The organism is Pseudomonas sp. R2-60-08W (assembly GCF_003852335.1).
Lineage (GTDB): Bacteria > Pseudomonadota > Gammaproteobacteria > Pseudomonadales > Pseudomonadaceae > Aquipseudomonas.
In genome coordinates this window covers 786524-807031 of the sequence record NZ_CP027731.1, presented here as the reverse complement: position 1 = coordinate 807031, position 20508 = coordinate 786524, and the positions used below count along the sequence as shown (strand labels likewise).

Here is a 20508-nt window from a genome sequence, read left to right as displayed (position 1 = left end):
GGTTCATTGCGTCTTCACACACCGCAATCTGATGCTTCTGCTTTTTTAAAGTCAGGAGTAGTCAAATTGCTTGGGTGTTATATGGTCAAGCCTCACGGGCAATTAGTATTGGTTAGCTCAACGCCTCACAGCGCTTACACACCCAACCTATCAACGTCGTAGTCTTCGACGGCCCTTCAGGGGACTCAAGGTCCCAGTGAGATCTCATCTTGAGGCTAGTTTCCCGCTTAGATGCTTTCAGCGGTTATCTATTCCGAACATAGCTACCCGGCAATGCCACTGGCGTGACAACCGGAACACCAGAGGTTCGTCCACTCCGGTCCTCTCGTACTAGGAGCAGCCCCTCTCAAATCTCAAACGTCCACGGCAGATAGGGACCGAACTGTCTCACGACGTTCTAAACCCAGCTCGCGTACCACTTTAAATGGCGAACAGCCATACCCTTGGGACCGGCTTCAGCCCCAGGATGTGATGAGCCGACATCGAGGTGCCAAACACCGCCGTCGATATGAACTCTTGGGCGGTATCAGCCTGTTATCCCCGGAGTACCTTTTATCCGTTGAGCGATGGCCCTTCCATACAGAACCACCGGATCACTAAGACCTACTTTCGTACCTGCTCGACGTGTCTGTCTCGCAGTCAAGCGCGCTTTTGCCTTTATACTCTACGACCGATTTCCGACCGGTCTGAGCGCACCTTCGTACTCCTCCGTTACTCTTTAGGAGGAGACCGCCCCAGTCAAACTACCCACCATACACTGTCCTCGATCCGGATAACGGACCTGAGTTAGAACCTCAAAGTTGCCAGGGTGGTATTTCAAGGTTGGCTCCACGCGAACTGGCGTCCACGCTTCAAAGCCTCCCACCTATCCTACACAAGCAAATTCAAAGTCCAGTGCAAAGCTATAGTAAAGGTTCACGGGGTCTTTCCGTCTAGCCGCGGATACACTGCATCTTCACAGCGATTTCAATTTCACTGAGTCTCGGGTGGAGACAGCGCCGCCATCGTTACGCCATTCGTGCAGGTCGGAACTTACCCGACAAGGAATTTCGCTACCTTAGGACCGTTATAGTTACGGCCGCCGTTTACCGGGGCTTCGATCAAGAGCTTCGCGTTAGCTAACCCCATCAATTAACCTTCCGGCACCGGGCAGGCGTCACACCCTATACGTCCACTTTCGTGTTTGCAGAGTGCTGTGTTTTTAATAAACAGTCGCAGCGGCCTGGTATCTTCGACCGGCATGAGCTTACGGAGCAAGTCCTTCACCCTCACCGGCGCACCTTCTCCCGAAGTTACGGTGCCATTTTGCCTAGTTCCTTCACCCGAGTTCTCTCAAGCGCCTTGGTATTCTCTACCCAACCACCTGTGTCGGTTTGGGGTACGGTTCCTGGTTACCTGAAGCTTAGAAGCTTTTCTTGGAAGCATGGCATCAACCACTTCGTCATCTAAAAGACAACTCGTCATCAGCTCTCGGCCTTAGAATCCCGGATTTACCTAAGATTCCAGCCTACCACCTTAAACTTGGACAACCAACGCCAAGCTGGCCTAGCCTTCTCCGTCCCTCCATCGCAATAACCAGAAGTACAGGAATATTAACCTGTTTTCCATCGACTACGCTTTTCAGCCTCGCCTTAGGGACCGACTAACCCTGCGTCGATTAACGTTGCGCAGGAAACCTTGGTCTTTCGGCGTGGGTGTTTTTCACACCCATTGTCGTTACTCATGTCAGCATTCGCACTTCTGATACCTCCAGCAAGCTTCTCAACTCACCTTCACAGGCTTACAGAACGCTCCTCTACCGCATCACTTACGTGATACCCGTAGCTTCGGTGTATGGTTTGAGCCCCGTTACATCTTCCGCGCAGGCCGACTCGACTAGTGAGCTATTACGCTTTCTTTAAAGGGTGGCTGCTTCTAAGCCAACCTCCTAGCTGTCTAAGCCTTCCCACATCGTTTCCCACTTAACCATAACTTTGGGACCTTAGCTGACGGTCTGGGTTGTTTCCCTTTTCACGACGGACGTTAGCACCCGCCGTGTGTCTCCCATGCTCGGCACTTGTAGGTATTCGGAGTTTGCATCGGTTTGGTAAGTCGGGATGACCCCCTAGCCGAAACAGTGCTCTACCCCCTACAGTGATACATGAGGCGCTACCTAAATAGCTTTCGAGGAGAACCAGCTATCTCCGAGCTTGATTAGCCTTTCACTCCGATCCACAGGTCATCCGCTAACTTTTCAACGGTAGTCGGTTCGGTCCTCCAGTTAGTGTTACCCAACCTTCAACCTGCCCATGGATAGATCGCCCGGTTTCGGGTCTATTCCCAGCGACTAGACGCCCTATTAAGACTCGCTTTCGCTACGCCTCCCCTATTCGGTTAAGCTCGCCACTGAAAATAAGTCGCTGACCCATTATACAAAAGGTACGCAGTCACCTAACAAAGTAGGCTCCCACTGCTTGTACGCATACGGTTTCAGGATCTATTTCACTCCCCTCTCCGGGGTTCTTTTCGCCTTTCCCTCACGGTACTAGTTCACTATCGGTCAGTCAGTAGTATTTAGCCTTGGAGGATGGTCCCCCCATATTCAGACAAAGTTTCTCGTGCTCCGTCCTACTCGATTTCATGACTAAGAGATTTTCGCGTACAGGGCTATCACCCACTATGGCCGCACTTTCCAGAGCGTTCCGCTAATCTCAAAGCCACTTAAGGGCTAGTCCCCGTTCGCTCGCCACTACTAAGGGAATCTCGGTTGATTTCTTTTCCTCAGGGTACTTAGATGTTTCAGTTCCCCTGGTTCGCTCCATACACCTATGTATTCAGTGTAAGGTAACCATCTTATGATGGCTGGGTTCCCCCATTCAGACATCTCCGGATCAAAGTCTGTTTGCCGACTCCCCGAAGCTTTTCGCAGGCTACCACGTCTTTCATCGCCTCTGACTGCCAAGGCATCCACCGTATGCGCTTCTTCACTTGACCATATAACCCCAAGCAATCTGGTTATACTGTGAAGACAACATTCGCCGAAAATTCGATCATACTCAATTAAGAGCGACTCACAAATTTTACCTTAGCCTGAGCCGTTACCAGTGAAAGTAACGTTCAGTCTATCTTTCTATCACATACCCAAATTTTTAAAGAACGAACTAGTCAAAGACTAGAAATCAACATTCACCATCACAACGATGGAATGCTCATTTCTAAGCTTTCTACAAACAGAAGCAGTAGTGGTGGAGCCAAACGGGATCGAACCGTTGACCTCCTGCGTGCAAGGCAGGCGCTCTCCCAGCTGAGCTATGGCCCCGTATTTCTACAGGCGTTTCCCACACAAAATTGGTGGGTCTGGGCAGATTCGAACTGCCGACCTCACCCTTATCAGGGGTGCGCTCTAACCAACTGAGCTACAGACCCAATTTCGGGCTGCTTCTTTTCGTCTTCTTCAATGAATCAAGCAATTCGTGTGGGAACTTATGGAGCAGCTGATGTCGTCGATTAAGGAGGTGATCCAGCCGCAGGTTCCCCTACGGCTACCTTGTTACGACTTCACCCCAGTCATGAATCACACCGTGGTAACCGTCCTCCCGAAGGTTAGACTAGCTACTTCTGGTGCAACCCACTCCCATGGTGTGACGGGCGGTGTGTACAAGGCCCGGGAACGTATTCACCGCGACATTCTGATTCGCGATTACTAGCGATTCCGACTTCACGCAGTCGAGTTGCAGACTGCGATCCGGACTACGATCGGTTTTCTGGGATTAGCTCCACCTCGCGGCTTGGCAACCCTCTGTACCGACCATTGTAGCACGTGTGTAGCCCAGGCCGTAAGGGCCATGATGACTTGACGTCATCCCCACCTTCCTCCGGTTTGTCACCGGCAGTCTCCTTAGAGTGCCCACCATTACGTGCTGGTAACTAAGGACAAGGGTTGCGCTCGTTACGGGACTTAACCCAACATCTCACGACACGAGCTGACGACAGCCATGCAGCACCTGTCTCAATGCTCCCGAAGGCACCAATCCATCTCTGGAAAGTTCATTGGATGTCAAGGCCTGGTAAGGTTCTTCGCGTTGCTTCGAATTAAACCACATGCTCCACCGCTTGTGCGGGCCCCCGTCAATTCATTTGAGTTTTAACCTTGCGGCCGTACTCCCCAGGCGGTCAACTTAATGCGTTAGCTGCGCCACTAAGAGCTCAAGGCTCCCAACGGCTAGTTGACATCGTTTACGGCGTGGACTACCAGGGTATCTAATCCTGTTTGCTCCCCACGCTTTCGCACCTCAGTGTCAGTGTTGGTCCAGGTGGTCGCCTTCGCCACTGGTGTTCCTTCCTATATCTACGCATTTCACCGCTACACAGGAAATTCCACCACCCTCTACCACACTCTAGTCAGTCAGTTTTGAATGCAGTTCCCAGGTTGAGCCCGGGGATTTCACATCCAACTTAACAAACCACCTACGCGCGCTTTACGCCCAGTAATTCCGATTAACGCTTGCACCCTCTGTATTACCGCGGCTGCTGGCACAGAGTTAGCCGGTGCTTATTCTGTCGGTAACGTCAAAACAATCACGTATTAGGTAACTGCCCTTCCTCCCAACTTAAAGTGCTTTACAATCCGAAGACCTTCTTCACACACGCGGCATGGCTGGATCAGGCTTTCGCCCATTGTCCAATATTCCCCACTGCTGCCTCCCGTAGGAGTCTGGACCGTGTCTCAGTTCCAGTGTGACTGATCATCCTCTCAGACCAGTTACGGATCGTCGCCTTGGTGAGCCATTACCTCACCAACTAGCTAATCCGACCTAGGCTCATCTGATAGCGCAAGGCCCGAAGGTCCCCTGCTTTCTCCCGTAGGACGTATGCGGTATTAGCGTCCGTTTCCGAACGTTATCCCCCACTACCAGGCAGATTCCTAGGCATTACTCACCCGTCCGCCGCTCTCAAGAGAAGCAAGCTTCTCTCTACCGCTCGACTTGCATGTGTTAGGCCTGCCGCCAGCGTTCAATCTGAGCCATGATCAAACTCTTCAGTTCAAACATCTTTGGGTTTTTAAGAAACCCTAAACTTGGCTCAGCAATCGTTGGTTACATCTTTGATTTCTCGCGGAGTAACTTGTGATGCTGATAATCTTGTTGACTATCAGTCTGACTCCACAAGCACCCACACGAATTGCTTGATTCAGTTGTTAAAGAGCGGTTGGTTAAGAGCTATTCGTCTCAACCGAGGCGCGCATTCTACAGCAGCCTCATTTGCTGTCAAGTGGTTATTTTCAGAAGTTTTCGAAGTTTTCTTCAACAACTTCAACCACTTGCGCTTGCGATCTCTCGTAAGCGGGAGGCGAATTCTACAGCGTTACACGCTGCTGTCAACACCTCTTTTTCAACTTCCTTTTGGCTTCGATGAACTGAAGCAACTTACCGTCGAAACCTACTTAACCCATTGTTTACCAAGGAGTTTTCCGTTTCGACTGCGCCGGAAGTGGGCGAATTATAGGCGCACAGAATCTGCCGTCAACCTTCTTTTTCACATTTCTGTCATATAGGTCAAAAAACCCAGGAAACGCGAAGGCCGGCCCCAAGGGCCGGCCTCCTATTCACCCAGCCTTACAGGCTCGGGAAAGCGAACTGCGATGCCTCATGACTGGCCCGCTGCGGCCAACGTTGAGTGATCGCTTTGCGACGGGTATAGAACCGCACCCCATCCGGCCCATAGGCGTGCAAGTCGCCAAACAGCGAACGCTTCCAGCCCCCGAAGCTGTGATAAGCCACCGGCACCGGCAGCGGAACGTTGACTCCCACCATGCCCACTTCAATTTCATCACAGAACAGACGCGCCGCCTCACCGTCACGGGTGAAGATGCAGGTACCGTTGCCGTACTCATGATCGTTGATCAGTTGCATCGCCGCTTCCAGGCTGTCCACCCGCACCACGCACAACACTGGCCCGAAGATCTCTTCTTTATAGATACGCATCTCGGGGGTCACGCGATCAAACAGGCTGCCACCGAGGAAGAACCCGTCTTCATGCCCGGCAACGCTCAAGCCGCGACCGTCAACGACCAACTCGGCCCCCGCCGACACACCGTCTTCTATATAGCCACTGACCTTGTCCCGCGCCTGCCCAGTCACCAGCGGCCCCATGTCCAAGCCACAGGTGGTGCCCGCGCCGATCTTCAATGCCTTGACCTGCGGCACCAGCTTGGCGATCAACGCATCCGCCACCTGGTCACCCACACACACCGCCACCGAGATCGCCATGCAACGCTCGCCGCAGGAACCATATGCCGCGCCCATCAAGGCACTGACGGCGTTATCCAGATCCGCATCGGGCATCAGCACCGCGTGGTTCTTCGCCCCGCCCAGTGCCTGCACACGCTTACCGCGCTTGGTCGCTTCGGCATAGATGTATTCGGCAATCGGCGTCGATCCTACAAAGCTAAGCGCCTTTACCTCGGGCGCCTCGATCAAAGCGTCCACTGCCCCCTTGTCACCATGCACCACGCTCAGCACGCCTTTAGGCAGACCCGCTTCCTGCAACAATTGCGCGATCAGCAACGTTGAACTCGGGTCACGCTCCGACGGTTTGAGGATGAAACAGTTACCGCACACAATCGCCAGGGGATACATCCACAACGGCACCATCGCCGGGAAGTTGAATGGCGTAATCCCCGCCACCACGCCCAGCGGCTGAAAATCCGACCAGGCATCAATGTTCGGCCCCACGTTACGGCTGTATTCACCCTTGAGAATTTCCGGCGCCGAGCACGCATACTCCACATTCTCGATGCCACGCTTCAACTCACCGGCGGCATCCTCCAACGTCTTGCCGTGCTCTTCGCTGATCAACTGCGAAATACGCGCTTCGTTCTGCTCCAGCAACTGCTTGAAACGGAACATCACCTGCGCACGTTTGGCCGGCGGCGTATTACGCCAGGCCGGGAACGCCGCCTTGGCCGCGTCGATCGCCTGTTGAATGGTTTCACGACTGGCCAACGGCACTTGGTGAATCACTTGGCCAGTAGACGGGTTGTACACGTCGGCACTGCGACCGCTGTCGTTGACCAGTTCACCGTTGATCAAATGCTGGATAAGGCTCATGCAGGGCTCCTGAAAAGTTGTTCTATATAGAAGGAGAAATCAGTCAATCTTGTTCAGTACTTCACCGACCGCATCGAACAGGCGATCCAAGTCCTGCGGCTTGCTGTTGAAGGTTGGCCCGAACTGCAGGGTGTCACCGCCGAAGCGCACATAGAAACCGGCTTTCCACAGTGCCATGCCGGCCTCGAACGGACGCACGATCGCATCTCCGTCGCGCGGGGCAATCTGGATGGCTCCGGCCAGGCCGTAGTTACGAATATCAAGCACATTCTTGCTGCCCTTCAAGCCATGCAACGCATTCTCAAAGTGCGGTGCGACTTCGGCTACGCTCTGCACGAGATTTTCCTTCTGCAGCAGGTCGAGTGCCGCGAGGCCGGCCGCGCAGGCCACTGGGTGCGCCGAATAGGTGTAGCCGTGGGGGAATTCCACCGCGTACTCAGGCGTCGCCTGGTTCATGAAGGTCTGGTAGATCTCACTGCTGGCAATCACCGCGCCCATGGGAATCGCGCCGTTGGTGACTTGCTTTGCGATGCACATCAGATCCGGGGTCACGCCAAAACTGTCGGCGCCGAACATCGAACCTGTGCGGCCGAAACCGGTGATCACTTCGTCGAACACCAACAGGATGTTGTGCTGATCGCAGATTTCACGCAGGCGCTTGAGGTACCCCTGTGGCGGCACCAGCACTCCCGCAGAACCGGCCATTGGCTCGACGAACACCGCAGCAATGTTCGAAGCATCATGCAACTCAATCAGCTTGAGCAACTCATCGGCCAACGCGATGCCGCCCAACTCCGGCATGCCACGGGAGAACGCATTGCTCGCCAGCAAGGTATGCGGCAGATGGTCAACGTCCATCATCGCCTGGCCAAACAGCTTACGGTTACCGTTGACGCCACCAAGGCTGGTACCGGCAATGTTCACACCGTGGTACCCACGGGCGCGGCCGATCATCTTGGTCTTGGTGGCCTGGCCCTTCAGGCGCCAGTAGGCACGCACCATCTTCACGGCGGTATCGGCGCACTCGGAGCCGGAGTCGGTGAAGAACACATGGTTGAGGTTGCCAGGGGTCAGGTCGGTAATCTTTTCCGCCAGTTGAAAGGACAGCGGATGACCGTATTGGAAGCCCGGAGAGTAGTCCAGGGTGCCCAACTGCCGGGCCACCGCTTCCTGGATTTCCTTGCGCGTATGCCCGGCGCCGCAGGTCCAAAGGCCCGACAGCGAGTCGTAGACCTTGCGCCCCTTGTCATCGGTCAACCAGCTGCCTTCGGCGGCCACGATCAGGCGCGGATCGCGCTGAAAGTTACGGTTGGCGGTATAAGGCATCCAGTGAGCATCCAGCTTGAGTTGGCTGGCCAGGGACGATGGGGCGTTTTCCGGCATGTTCATCAGCAAAACCTCGCAAGGCAAAAGGCAGCGTCGGGATTGAAAAAGCGTTGTTGCAGCTAAATTGACACGGGGATAAAGTCGGTGAAATTCAACTCTTCTAACCTTCAGTCAGGACTTCACTAAACTATGAGCCGTCGTCCCGACCCCCTGGCCCAGGTCAGCGACTTTGATATCCGCCTGCTGCGCATCTTTCGCAGCGTGGTGGAGTGCGGCGGGTTTTCGGCAGCGGAAACCGTACTGGGGATTGGGCGTTCGGCCATCAGCCAGCAAATGAGCGACTTGGAACAGCGCCTTGGGCTGAGGCTCTGTCAACGCGGCCGCGCCGGCTTCTCACTGACTGAAGAAGGCCGCGAGGTCTATCAGTCGGCGTTGCAACTGTTGAGTGCCCTGGAAAGTTTTCGCACCGAGGTCAATGGCCTGCACCAGCACTTGCGCGGAGAGCTGATCATCGGCCTCACCGACAACCTCGTCACCCTGCCCCATATGCGCATAACCCACGCCCTGGCGCAGTTGAAGGAGCGCGGCCCGGACGTGCAGATCCAGATCCGCATGATCGCCCCCAATGAAGTGGAGCAAGGTGTGCTCGACGGCCGTCTGCATGTCGGCGTGGTACCCCAGGCCAGCGCGTTGTCGGGCCTGGAATATCAACCGCTGTACAGCGAGCGCTCGCTGCTCTATTGCGCGGTCGGCCACCCGCTGTTTTACGCCGACGACAAGCAACTGGACGACGCGCGCCTCGACGACCAGGACGCCATCGCCCCGACCTTCCGCCTGCCCGCCGAGATCCAGGCCCACTACCAGGCGCTCAATTGCACGGCCAGTGCCTCGGACCGCGAAGGCATGGCGTTCCTGATCCTCACCGGCCGTTATATCGGCTACCTGCCCGACCACTACGCCAGCCTGTGGGTACAACAAGGCCGACTGCGCGCGCTGAAACCGGCTACACGGTTTTACGATTTAAGCCTGGCATCGGTCACGCGCAAGGGCCGCCGCCCCCATTTGGTGCTGGAAAGTTTTCTGGAAAGCCTGGCGGCAACGCGCTGATACGGGCCCTGCACAAAAAGCTGAGCAGGTGGACAGTTTTTTGCAAGGCACAAGGACCTTGAACCGTCCGCCCCGAGTTGACCCGCCATGCCACCAGAATTCTCCAGCCCCAACGACTTGATCTACGGCCTCGATGATCGCCCCAAACCACTGCCCGCCCTGCTGGCTGCCCTGCAACATGTGCTGGCGGCGTTTGTCGGCATCATCACCCCGCCACTGATCATCGGTTCCACCCTGGGCCTCACCGCGCACCTGCCCTACCTGATCAGCATGGCGCTGATGGTCTCCGGCGTCGGCACGTTCATCCAGGCGCGTAGGCCGTTCGGTATCGGCGCCGGGATGATTTGCCTGCAAGGCACCAGCTTCGCCTTCCTGGGGGCGGTATTGTCCGCCGGTTTTCTGGTCAAGCAACGCGGCGGCAGCCCTGAGGACATCCTGGCGATGATCTTCGGCGTGTGCTTTTTCGGCGCCTTGGTGCAAATCGTGCTGAGCCGCTGTATCGGCCAACTGCGCCGGGTCATTACGCCCCTGGTGACCGGGATCGTGATTACGCTGATCGGCATCAGCCTGATAAAAGTGGGCATCACCGATCTCGGCGGCGGGTTCAACGCTCCCGACTTCGGCGCCCCCACCAACCTGGCCCTGGGCCTGTTCGTGGTATTGACGATCATCCTGCTCAACCGCTCGAACACACCCTGGGTACGCCTCTCGGCCATCATCATCGGCCTGGCCCTCGGCAGCCTGGCCGCCTGGTTCAGCGGCAAGCTGGTGCCCCACGCCTTGCCCGACCTGCCGCTGATCAGCCTGCCTACGCCGTTTCGCTTTGGTTTCAACTTCGACTGGAGCGCCTTCCTGCCAATCGCGCTGATTTATCTGATCAGCAGTATCGAAACCGTTGGTGACCTTACGGCCAACTGCATGATCGCCCGCCAGCCCATCAGCGGTGCGTCTTATATAAGCCGACTCAAAGGCGGCGTGCTGGGTGATGGGGTCAGTTGCATGATCGCCGCGACGTTCAGCGCCTTCCCCAATACCACCTTCGCGCAAAACAACGGGGTGATCCAACTCACCGGCGTGGCCAGCCGTTACGTCGGCCTGTACATCGGCGCCGTGTTGATTTGTCTCGGGTTGTTTCCCATGATCGGCGCGGTATTGCAGCAAATCCCCAAACCGGTGCTGGGCGGCGCGACCCTGGTGATGTTCGGTAGCGTCGCTGCGGCAGGTGTGCGCATCCTGGCGCAGGCGCCGCTGGATCGACGCAGCATGTTGATCATCGCCACCTCGTTCGGGGTCGGCTTGGGCATCGCCGCCCAACCCAACTTGCTGCACTTGATGCCGGTCCTGGTGCAGAACCTGTTCGACTCCGCCATCACCAGCGGCGGCCTGACTGCCATTGTGTTGTGCCTGCTATTGCCCGAGGCCAAAACCACCGATGCCGTTGCAAACCACACGCCCGAAAGTGACTCCCTGGAATCGCTTTGACGGTTTTATTGCATCAACACTTGTCTGAGGCTTGAGGGTGGGTTATCTGTGCACACGTCGCCTCTATCGATCAGCACGGAAACCTCCATGAGCCTCGAAGTTCCTGCCCACAGCAACCACGCCGGTAAACCCGCCAGCCGCATTCGGCAAAAGAACGAACAAGCGATTCTCCAGGCTGCTGAAGATGAGTTCGCGCGCCACGGCTACAAGGGCACCAGCATGAACACCATCGCTGCCAGTGCCGGGTTGCCCAAAGCCAACTTGCATTATTACTTCACCAACAAGCTTGGCCTGTACATTGCCGTGCTGAGCAATATCCTGGAATTGTGGGACAGCACGTTCAACGCGCTGACCGCCGAGGACGACCCGGCCGTGGCCCTTTCCCGTTACATCCGCACCAAGATGGAATTCTCACGACGCCAGCCACAGGCCTCGCGAATCTTCGCCATGGAGATCATCAGCGGCGGCGAATGCCTTACCGAATATTTCAGCCAGGACTACCGCGCCTGGTTCAGCGGCCGGGCGGCCGTGTTCCAGGCCTGGATCGATGCTGGCAAGATGGACCCCATCGACCCGGTACACCTGATCTTCCTACTGTGGGGAAGCACCCAGCACTATGCCGACTTCGCCACCCAGATATGCCGCGTCACGGGGCGCACTAAGCTGACCAAGCAGGACATGGAAGACGCCGGCACCAACCTGATCCACATCATTCTCAAAGGCTGTGGCATCAAGCCGGCCCAATAAACGAAGCGACTTATGCCATTCACGCTTACAGGCCTTTGCGAATTTCGTGAAGAAATCCGCAAAAGCCGCTTTATCACCCTGGCGGCGCCCATTACCAGCCCGCACGACGCCCAGGCGTTTTTCGAGCAGCACAGCGACCTCAACGCAACACACAACTGCTGGGCCTGGAAACTCGCCGACCAATACCGCAGCAACGACGACGGTGAACCCGGTGGCACCGCCGGGCGGCCAATCCTCGCGGCCATCGAAGCCCAGGGTTTCGATCAGGTCGCGGTGCTGGTGATTCGCTGGTACGGCGGCATTCAACTGGGCACCGGTGGGCTGGCCCGGGCCTATGGCGGCGGCGCCAACAAGTGCCTGCAGAATGTCGAGCGCATCGAGCTGATCAGCCGCATACCCTTGCGCTGCGTCTGCGCATTCGCCGAGCTGAACCTGGTAAAACTGCGTGTTGCCGACCTCGGCGGGTTGGTGGTGGAGGAAACCTTCACCGCCAACGGTGTCGAACTGCAACTGGCTTTGGGCGAAGAGCAGGTCGATACCCTGCAGGCCCAACTGGCCGACCTGAGCCGTGGACGTATCCTGCTGCAACGCTGAAAACTGTTACTGTTATTTGCTGAACTCCCTGAACCGCGACTCTAAAAGGAAGCTTTTCATGCCTACGCCAAAAACCGCACTGATCATCGGCGCCTCGCGCGGGCTGGGCCTTGGCCTGGTCAAGCAACTGCTACAGGACGGCTGGGACGTGACCGCCACCGTGCGCGACCCGAACAAGGCTGACGCCCTGAAAGCCGTGGGCCCGGTGCAGATCGAGAAACTCGACATGGACGATCAGCAAGCCGTGATCGCCCTGGCCCAGCGCCTGAAAGACCGCACCTTCGACCTGCTGTTCGTCAACGCCGGCGTCAAGGGCCCGGCGAACCAGGAACCTGGCCACGCGACCCTGGCGGAAGTCGGCCAACTGTTTTTCACTAACGCTGTGGCCCCGATCAACCTGGCCCAGCGTTTCGTCGGGCAGATCCGTAAGGACACCGGCGTGCTGGCCTTCATGAGTTCGGTGCTGGGCAGCGTCACCATTCCTGATGGTTCGGACATGGCGTTGTACAAAGCCAGCAAGGCGGCGCTCAACTCCATGACCAACAGCTTTGTCACCCAACTGGGCGAACACAAGCCGACGGTGTTATCGCTGCACCCAGGCTGGGTGAAAACCGACATGGGCGGCGAGAATGCGCACATCGACGTCGAAACCAGCGTGCGCGGCCTGGTGGATCAGGTGAATGCGTACACCGGCAAAGGCGGTCATCATTTCGTGGATTACAAAGGCGACACCATCGCTTGGTAAGTACACTGATCACCCTGTGGGAGGGGGCTTGCCCCCGATGGCGGTATTTCAGTCATATATAAGTTGGCTGATCCACCGCTATCGGGAGCAAGCCCCCACTGACCGCGTCCGCTTGCCTGCATGTGGACCAACACGTAATCTACCCGCCTCGCCTTCCCCGGCGACCCTGGATCAGCAGACAGGGCAACACTGAGCTGGCAAACCTGAACCCATCATTCAGAGGAGCCGGCCAATGCCTGCGACCCGTATCTGGTTAAAAAATCCCCTCGCGATCTTCACCGCCAATGGCCTCGATGCCCGTGGCGGCCTGGTGCTGCAAGACGGCGTCATCACCGAATTGCTGGCCCAAGGGCAAGCACCTGCACAACCCTGTGCGCAGGTGTTCGATGCCCACGAGCATGTGGTCCTGCCCGGGCTGATCAACACCCACCATCACTTCTACCAGACCCTGACCCGCGCCTGGGCGCCGGTGGTCAACCAGCCGCTGTTTCCCTGGCTGAAAACCCTGTATCCGGTCTGGGCCCGACTGACTCCGGAAAAACTGGCCCTGGCTTCGAAGGTGGCACTCGCCGAATTGCTGCTCTCCGGCTGCACCACAGCGGCAGACCACCACTACCTGTTCCCCGACGGTTTGGAAAACGCCATCGATGTGCAGGTCGACAGCGTACGCGAGCTGGGCATGCGCGCCATGCTCACCCGTGGTTCCATGAGCCTGGGCGAAGCCGATGGTGGCCTGCCGCCGCAGCAAACCGTGCAACAGGGCCAGGTCATTCTCGACGACAGCCAGCGCCTGATCCGCGAATACCACGAGCGCGGCAACGGTGCGCAGATCCAGATTGCCCTCGCACCCTGCTCGCCGTTTTCCGTCACCCCGGAGATCATGCAAGCTAGCGCCGAACTGGCCCACAGCCTCGACGTGCGCCTGCACACGCACCTGGCGGAAACCCTCGACGAGGAAGACTTTTGCCTGCAACGTTTCGGCCTGCGCACCGTGGATTATCTCGACAGCGTCGGCTGGCTCGGCCCGCGCACCTGGCTGGCCCACGGCATTCACTTCAACCCGGATGAAATCGCCCGCCTGGGCGCCGCCGGCACGGGCATCTGCCACTGCCCGAGCTCGAATATGCGCCTGGCTTCCGGCATCTGCCCGACCCTCGACCTGCTCGCCGCCGGTGCTCCCATCGGCCTGGGCGTGGACGGCTCGGCTTCCAACGACGCCTCGAACATGATCCTCGAAACCCGCCAGGCTCTGTACATCCAGCGTCTGCGTTACGGGGCAGAAAAAATCACGCCCGAAGGTGTGTTGGGCTGGGCGACCAAAGGCTCGGCGCAGTTGTTGGGCCGTACGGATATTGGAGAATTGGCTGTGGGCAAACAGGCTGATCTGGCACTGTTCAAGCTGGATGAACTGCGCTTCTCCGGCAGCCACGATCCCATTTCCGCACTGTTGCTGTGCGGTGCCGATCGAGCGGACCGGGTGATGATTGCAGGTCAATGGCGGGTAATCGACGGCCAAGTGGAGGGCCTCGACCTGAAAGGCCTGATCGCCGATCACACTCAGGCAGCCCGGCAGTTGATCGCCGGAACCTGAGCCCAACACAGTTAAAAATGTGGGAGGGGGCTTGCCCCCGATGGCGGTGTGTCAGTCCTATATAAGCTGGCTGACCCACCACTATCGGGGGCAAGCCCCCTCCCACATTTGGCTTTATGGTGTGCTTGAAATCGGGTTACAACCCCAACAGCGACAACATGATAAACGTCGCAAACAACACAAAATGCGTCATCCCCTCAATGGCATTGGTTTCACCATCATTGAGGTTGATCGCGCTGACGATCAGCGTAATAAACACCATCACCGTCTGTACCGGCGTCATCGCCATCTGGAACGGCTGGCCGCTGTAGAGCGCCATCGCTTCCATGACCGGCACCGTCAGAATCACCGTCGACAACGAGGCACCCAGTGCGATGTTCACCACCGACTGCATGCGGTTGGCCAAGGCGGCGCGCAATGCGGTGAGGATTTCCGGCGCGGCGGAAATAGCCGCCACTACAATCGCGGTGATCACCGGCGGCGCGCCCGTGCCTTCCAGGCCCAGGTCGAGGGTCTTGGACATGACCTCGGCCAACGCGCCAATCACAATCACGCCAAACACCAGGGTGCCGATCGAGAACGCGAGGTTCACGGGCGGCGCTTGCTCGTCTTCCGGCAATTTCTTGCGGCGCTTTTCCGGGTAGCTGTAGCTGAAGAAATAACTGTGTGGGCCGACCTGCATTCTCAGAAACAAGGTGTAGAGCACTACCATGGCGCCGATGGTGAAGGCCGAGTAAATTTTCCAGTCGGCCTCGGGGATAAATTCCGGCACCACCATCGACACGCCCATGGCGGTGAGGATCATCACGCTGTAGGTGCGCGCAGAATCATCGTTGTAGGACTGCTCGCCATGCTTGATGCCGCCCATCAGCGCGGCCAGGCCGAGGATGCCGTTGATATCGAGCATCACCGCCGAATAGATGGTGTCGCGCACCAGTGTGGGTGAAGGCTCGTTGCTCATCATGATCGCCAGGATCACCACCTCCACCAACACGGCCGCCAAGGTCAGGATCATGGTGCCGTAGGGGTCGCCGACCTTTTCCGCCAGTTGTTCGGCATGATGGGCCACACGCATCGATGCCATCACGATAAACGCGATCAAACCGAGGCCCGCGAGCAACGCCACAATCTGCCCGCTGTGGAGCATCCAGTGTTCCAGCGGGTAGGCGGCAATGGCGGCAATCAGCGCCAGCAGCATGAATTTTTCTTGCTTGAGGGAAGTGAGCATGGGAGGCCTTTATGTGCAGCAAATCAGTCATCGTTGGGGTACAGACTGCGCCCAGCCGCTAACGTTTCGTTACACCTTAGTTCACGTCGCTCTTGCGCGAAAAAATCAAATACTCTCCTGCTGGTCAGGTTATGCCGATTATTTCGGCCATGGCCTGTAGAATGCCGCCATTGCACCTGATGAGATTTTTAGACATGTACGATTGGCTCAACGCCCTGCCCAAGGCTGAACTGCACCTGCACCTGGAGGGCTCGCTGGAGCCCGAGCTGCTGTTCGCCCTGGCCGAACGCAACAAGATTGCCCTGCCGTGGAACGACGTCGAAACCCTGCGCAAGGCTTACGCGTTCAATAACCTGCAAGAGTTTCTCGACCTGTACTACAAAGGCGCCGATGTGCTGCGCACGTCCCAGGATTTCTACGACCTGACCTGGGCCTACCTGCTGCGGTGCAAAGCCCAGAATGTGATCCACACCGAACCCTTCTTCGACCCGCAAACCCACACCGACCGTGGTGTGCCGTTCGAAGTGGTGCTCAACGGCATCGCTGCCGCCCTCAAAGACGGCGAGCAGCAACTGGGCATCACCAGCGGCCTGATCTTAAGCTTCCTGCGCCACCTGAGCGAAGCCGAAGCCGAGAAAACCCTCGACCAGGCGCTGCCGTTCCGTGACGCGTTCGTCGCCGTGGGCCTGGACAGTTCAGAAATGGGTCACCCGCCGAGCAAGTTCCAGCGTGTGTTCGACCGCGCCCGTCACGAAGGCTTCCTCACCGTGGCCCACGCCGGCGAAGAAGGCCCGCCCGAGTACATCTGGGAAGCCATCGACCTGCTGAAAATCCAGCGTATCGACCATGGCGTGCGCGCCATCGAAGACGAGCGCCTGATGCAGCGCATCATCGACGAGCAGATCCCGCTGACCGTTTGCCCACTGTCCAACACCAAGCTGTGCGTATTCGACGACATGGCCCAGCACAACATCCTCGACATGCTCGAGCGTGGCGTGAAAGTCACCGTGAACTCGGACGATCCGGCCTATTTCGGCGGTTATGTCACCGAGAACTTCCACGCGCTGTACACCTCCCTGGGCATGACCCAGAACCAGGCCAAACGCCTGGCGCAGAACAGCCTGGATGCGCGACTGGTAAAGCCATAACTGAATAAACGCAGTCCAGACATGTGGGAGGGGGCTTGCCCCCGATTGCGGTATGTCAGCCAGCTTATTTGTAGCTGACCCATCGCCATCGGGGGCAAGCCCCCTCCCACATGGTTTTTGCGGTAACCCTAGATTTCGGTGAGTTCTTCCAACGTCTTGCCCTTGGTCTCCATCCCGAACACCCACACCACCAGCGCCGCCACCGCGAAACACAGTGCACCCAAGGCAAACACCCCGCCCTGCCCGGTAATCGGAAACACCAGCCCGGTCACCAGAGGCCCAAGCAACGACCCCACCCGCCCAATCGCCGAAGCGAAGCCGGACCCGGTCGCACGCGCCGAGGTGGGATATAGCTCGGGCGTATAGGTGTACAACACCGCCCACATGCCAAATAGAAAGAACTGCATCAACAAGCCGGACGCAATCAGCAGCCCGACGTTGCCGCCAAACACCGCACTCTGCCCATACAGAAACGCCATCACCCCGCCACCGAGCAACGTCACCACGCACACCGGCTTACGCCCCCAACGCTCGACCAGCCACGCGGCCATGAGGAAACCCGGTATTCCGCCCAGGGAAATGATCACCGTGTAATACACCGATTGCGTCACCGCAAAGCCTGACTGCTGCAACAACGCACTCAACCACGAGGTCAGCCCGTAGAACCCGAGCAGGGCAAAGAACCACACGCTCCAGATCATCAGGGTGCGTTGACGGTACTGCGCCGACCACAATTGCTGGAAGGCCGAGAAGAACGTGCCTGGCGTACTCGCCACTCGCGGCAAGGCCACCGGTTCGGGCAAGTCGGCGCATCCCAGGGAGTCGCGCACCTTGTGTTCGATGCCAAGCAATACCTTGTCCGCCGCCTCGTGGCGCCCGGCCTGTTCCAGCCAACGCGGCGATTCCGGAATAAAAAACCGGATGGCCAGCACAAATACCGCCGGCACCGCCAGCACCAGAAAGATGTCGCGCCAGCCCACCACCGGCAGCAGGAAATACGACAGCACCCCGGCGGCGACAAACCCGAGCGGCCAGAAACCATCCATCAACGCGATATACCGCCCACGTCGCTTTGCCGGAATCAGCTCCGACAACATCGACTGTGCAATGGGAAATTCCATGCCCATGCCAATGCCCAGCAAGATGCGAAACAGCGTCAGCGTCTCGACCGTCTGCGCCGTGGAGCACAGGTAGCTGGCGACGCCCCACAACACGATGCTCCACTGAAACACCGGCTTGCGCCCGAAGCGGTCCGCGAGCATCCCCGAGAGCGACGCACCGATCACCATGCCGAAAAAGCTCGAACTGGCGAGTAAGCCGGCCTGGGCCGTACTCAGGCCGAACTCGGCTTTGATCGAGCCCAATAGAAACGTCATCATTGCCAGATCCATGGAGTCGAAGAAGAACGCCAGGGCAATGATGATGAAAATGATTCGGTGGTAACCACTGATGGGCAACCGTTCCAGCCGCTCTGCTGCGCTATAGCCTTGCATACCCATGCCGCCGCCCCCTGTCTGAAAAGTCCCCCAAAGAGTGTGCGGCATCGTCTGCCCTGGCGATTGCTGGATGCGACCTGACCGAAACCAGGAGCGACGCGCCTACGCTGTGGCCAGCCGGTTGATCTCCGCAAGCCCGGCGTCGCTGACCGCCAAGGCCCGGGATTCATCGATCGCATTGACCCAGTTCGACTGCAGGAACAGTTGCAACAACCCCGCGCCGAGCGCACCACCCACATGCGGTTGCTGTTGGCTCCAGTCGAAACAGTCACACACCAACGGCGACGAGAATGCCTGGATAAAGATACCCAGGCTCGCCAAATGCTGGGTGCCCTTGACCGTGACTTCGGTACGTTGTTCGTAGCGCTGGATCCACCCTGCCTCCATCATCCGCTGGTACAGGCCGGCCGCCAGTTCACCGCCGAGGTGGTCCTGGCACACACGGGCGCGACGCAGCAGCGACGGTACCCGCAACGCCGCTGGCTGAGTATCCGGCGTGCTGCGCCCGACACTGGCCATGGTGGTCGTCGCCAGGGCATCGATGGCGGCGCTGACGTCCGCAGCCGCCACACGAAACAATCGCTTGCCCCGTCGCGCCTCGACCCGCAGCAGGCCGCTGCCGGTCAGCCGGGCTAAATGGGCATTGGCCGACGCCGTAGACAACCCGGCGCACGTCGCCAACTCCTCTGAAGATTTTGCCGAACCGTCCATCAATGCCCACAGCATTGCGGTGCGCTTGGGCTCGGCAAGCAAGCTGGCGATATGACTGATGCATGGTGCCTGTTCCATCTCTCGACTCCCTGTTGACGCGTTTTTCTGCTGCGGTTGGCGCCAAAGTATAGGGGCCAAAACAGCTGGTTCCATGGCGTCTTACAGCCTGGACAGGGACAGCACTTGAGCGAAATTTCCTGCTTTTCTGCCGGCCGTTACTTAGCCGCGAATCGCTCCGACCGTTGCGCCGTCAATGTCGCACAACGGGACACGAGCATCTCCCGCAGCAAGTTGACGGGTTTGCTCAACTGCGCACGATGCGCGCACAGCAGGTTAAGCGGCGTGCGCTCACCGCGCAGCTCCGGCAGGATCAAGCGCAAACGCCCAGCCACGACGTCGGTACTCACATCCAGCCAGGATTTATAGGCAATGCCCACACCCGCTACCGCCCAGCGGCGCACCACGTCGGCGTCGTCGCTGACCCGATCCCCCGAGACGGTCAGGCTGACCTCGCGCTTGCCATCAAAAAAACGCCAGTGATCATGCACGCGACCGGCGAGCATATAGAGCAAGCAATTATGCTGGGCCAGTTGTTCAAGGTGTCGCGGCTCGCCATAACGGGCCAGATAACTGGGTGCTGCGCACAGCACCCGCACATTTTCCGGGGCGATGGGCAGCGCCACCAGGCTTGAATCCTCGGGTTCGCCATAGCGCAAAGCGATGTCCACCGGTTGCCGGAACAGGTCGGCTATGCGATCACCCAGCAACAGGCGCACGCTCAGTTGCGGGTATTCACGCTGGAAATCATCCAGCCAGGGCAACAGCTGATTGCGCCCGAAATCCGAAGGCGCCGACAGTTGCAGCAGGCCGCTCACGTGGTCCTGCCCACTGGCCAACAAGCGCCGCCCTTCATCCAGTGAACTCAACGCGGCGCGGGCGTAGGTGAGAAAACCTTCGCCCTCGGCGGTCAAGCGCAAACTGCGGGTGGAGCGGGCCAGCAAGCGCGCGCCCAGTTGCTGCTCTATACGCTTCAACGCGGCACTGGCCACTGCGGGGGAAAGGTCCATCACCCGCGCGGCTGCGGACAAACTGCCCAGGTCCGCCGCCCGCACAAATAACTGCAAATCATCAAAGCGAAGCATGCATTCCCGCCAATTATCAATTTTTTATTGAAACAGAACGCTGTTTTATCGGCTTTTATCTGCATTGGAAATAGCCAATCATCTGCCCACGCCGTTCCTTTTC

At 58.1% G+C, this 20508-nt stretch carries 13 protein-coding genes, 2 tRNA genes and 2 rRNA genes; 7 read left to right on the top strand and 10 right to left on the bottom strand.

The features are described from left to right. Positions 1–81 precede the first annotated feature (81 nt). The 6 genes from C4J90_RS03455 to C4J90_RS03425 all read right to left on the bottom strand — a co-directional run bounded on the left by C4J90_RS03455 (position 82) and on the right by C4J90_RS03425 (position 8477). Positions 82–2973, bottom strand: a 23S ribosomal RNA gene (locus tag C4J90_RS03455). Between the two features lie 249 nt (positions 2974–3222). Next, positions 3223–3298 (bottom strand) — tRNA-Ala (locus C4J90_RS03450). A gap of 30 nt (positions 3299–3328) precedes the next feature. Further along, a tRNA-Ile gene (locus C4J90_RS03445) sits at positions 3329–3405 on the bottom strand. 82 nt (positions 3406–3487) lie between these two features. Next, a 16S ribosomal RNA gene (locus tag C4J90_RS03440) occupies positions 3488–5024 on the bottom strand. Together the 16S and 23S rRNA genes with 2 tRNA genes alongside form the textbook arrangement of a ribosomal RNA operon. Positions 5025–5594: 570 nt before the next feature. Next, positions 5595–7088: a CoA-acylating methylmalonate-semialdehyde dehydrogenase gene (locus tag C4J90_RS03430; protein WP_124419229.1), complete on the bottom strand. Its 1494-nt coding sequence runs from the start codon at positions 7086–7088 to the stop codon at positions 5595–5597. A gap of 39 nt (positions 7089–7127) precedes the next feature. Continuing rightward, a complete protein-coding gene (locus tag C4J90_RS03425) occupies positions 7128–8477 on the bottom strand; it encodes an aspartate aminotransferase family protein (RefSeq protein ID WP_124419228.1) in 1350 nt (449 codons plus the stop codon). 126 nt (positions 8478–8603) lie between these two features. Here C4J90_RS03425 and C4J90_RS03420 point away from each other — a divergent pair, with 126 nt between their 5' ends. From C4J90_RS03420 to C4J90_RS03395, 6 genes are all read left to right on the top strand, one after another. Next, the gene (locus C4J90_RS03420) at positions 8604–9521 is read left to right on the top strand and encodes a LysR family transcriptional regulator (RefSeq protein WP_124419227.1); all 918 of its coding nucleotides are present in this window, start codon (positions 8604–8606) and stop codon (positions 9519–9521) included. Positions 9522–9608: 87 nt separating this feature from the next. Further along, positions 9609–11003 (top strand): uracil-xanthine permease family protein, encoded by a 1395-nt coding sequence (locus C4J90_RS03415; protein WP_124419226.1) that lies wholly within the window; start codon positions 9609–9611, stop codon positions 11001–11003. An 87-nt stretch (positions 11004–11090) separates the two neighbouring features. Then, the gene (locus C4J90_RS03410) at positions 11091–11750 is read left to right on the top strand and encodes a TetR/AcrR family transcriptional regulator (protein ID WP_124361147.1); all 660 of its coding nucleotides are present in this window, start codon (positions 11091–11093) and stop codon (positions 11748–11750) included. A gap of 12 nt (positions 11751–11762) precedes the next feature. Next, complete coding sequence (locus C4J90_RS03405; RefSeq protein ID WP_124419225.1) at positions 11763–12344, top strand: YigZ family protein; 582 nt, start codon at positions 11763–11765, stop codon at positions 12342–12344. Between the two features lie 58 nt (positions 12345–12402). After that, positions 12403–13089, top strand: a complete 687-nt coding sequence (locus tag C4J90_RS03400) for an SDR family oxidoreductase (protein WP_124361145.1) — start codon at positions 12403–12405, stop codon at positions 13087–13089. A gap of 232 nt (positions 13090–13321) precedes the next feature. Then, positions 13322–14680 (top strand): 8-oxoguanine deaminase, encoded by a 1359-nt coding sequence (locus C4J90_RS03395; protein WP_124419224.1) that lies wholly within the window; start codon positions 13322–13324, stop codon positions 14678–14680. Between the two features lie 136 nt (positions 14681–14816). Here the strand turns inward: C4J90_RS03395 and C4J90_RS03390 are convergent, their stop codons facing one another. Continuing rightward, the gene (locus tag C4J90_RS03390) at positions 14817–15908 is read right to left on the bottom strand and encodes a calcium:proton antiporter (protein ID WP_124361142.1); all 1092 of its coding nucleotides are present in this window, start codon (positions 15906–15908) and stop codon (positions 14817–14819) included. A gap of 194 nt (positions 15909–16102) precedes the next feature. On the opposite strand from C4J90_RS03390, the gene C4J90_RS03385 reads away from it, so the two are divergent. Then, positions 16103–17056, top strand: a complete 954-nt coding sequence (locus C4J90_RS03385) for an adenosine deaminase (RefSeq protein ID WP_124419223.1) — start codon at positions 16103–16105, stop codon at positions 17054–17056. Positions 17057–17184: 128 nt separating this feature from the next. Here C4J90_RS03385 and C4J90_RS03380 read toward each other — a convergent pair whose 3' ends face one another. From C4J90_RS03380 to C4J90_RS03370, 3 genes are all read right to left on the bottom strand, one after another. Further along, positions 17185–18555 carry an MFS transporter gene (locus C4J90_RS03380; RefSeq protein WP_124413764.1) on the bottom strand — a complete coding sequence of 457 codons (1371 nt, stop codon included), beginning with the start codon at positions 18553–18555 and terminating at the stop codon, positions 17185–17187. Positions 18556–18654: 99 nt separating this feature from the next. Beyond that, positions 18655–19341, bottom strand: coding sequence for a helix-turn-helix transcriptional regulator (locus tag C4J90_RS03375; RefSeq protein ID WP_124361140.1), 687 nt, complete (start codon positions 19339–19341; stop codon positions 18655–18657). 137 nt (positions 19342–19478) lie between these two features. Next, a complete protein-coding gene (locus C4J90_RS03370; RefSeq protein ID WP_124413762.1) occupies positions 19479–20405 on the bottom strand; it encodes a LysR family transcriptional regulator in 927 nt (308 codons plus the stop codon). Positions 20406–20508 lie beyond the last annotated feature (103 nt).

Coding starts and splice junctions, on each gene's coding strand:
- C4J90_RS03390 (WP_124361142.1), bottom strand. CDS start 15,908: ATGCTCACTTCCCTCAAGCAAGAAAAATTCATGCTGCTGGCGCTGATT.
- C4J90_RS03385 (WP_124419223.1), top strand. CDS start 16,103: ATGTACGATTGGCTCAACGCCCTGCCCAAGGCTGAACTGCACCTGCAC.
- C4J90_RS03420 (WP_124419227.1), top strand. CDS start 8,604: ATGAGCCGTCGTCCCGACCCCCTGGCCCAGGTCAGCGACTTTGATATC.
- C4J90_RS03425 (WP_124419228.1), bottom strand. CDS start 8,477: ATGAACATGCCGGAAAACGCCCCATCGTCCCTGGCCAGCCAACTCAAG.
- C4J90_RS03380 (WP_124413764.1), bottom strand. CDS start 18,555: ATGGGTATGCAAGGCTATAGCGCAGCAGAGCGGCTGGAACGGTTGCCC.
- C4J90_RS03410 (WP_124361147.1), top strand. CDS start 11,091: ATGAGCCTCGAAGTTCCTGCCCACAGCAACCACGCCGGTAAACCCGCC.
- C4J90_RS03375 (WP_124361140.1), bottom strand. CDS start 19,341: ATGGAACAGGCACCATGCATCAGTCATATCGCCAGCTTGCTTGCCGAG.
- C4J90_RS03430 (WP_124419229.1), bottom strand. CDS start 7,088: ATGAGCCTTATCCAGCATTTGATCAACGGTGAACTGGTCAACGACAGC.
- C4J90_RS03400 (WP_124361145.1), top strand. CDS start 12,403: ATGCCTACGCCAAAAACCGCACTGATCATCGGCGCCTCGCGCGGGCTG.
- C4J90_RS03395 (WP_124419224.1), top strand. CDS start 13,322: ATGCCTGCGACCCGTATCTGGTTAAAAAATCCCCTCGCGATCTTCACC.
- C4J90_RS03370 (WP_124413762.1), bottom strand. CDS start 20,405: ATGCTTCGCTTTGATGATTTGCAGTTATTTGTGCGGGCGGCGGACCTG.
- C4J90_RS03415 (WP_124419226.1), top strand. CDS start 9,609: ATGCCACCAGAATTCTCCAGCCCCAACGACTTGATCTACGGCCTCGAT.
- C4J90_RS03405 (WP_124419225.1), top strand. CDS start 11,763: ATGCCATTCACGCTTACAGGCCTTTGCGAATTTCGTGAAGAAATCCGC.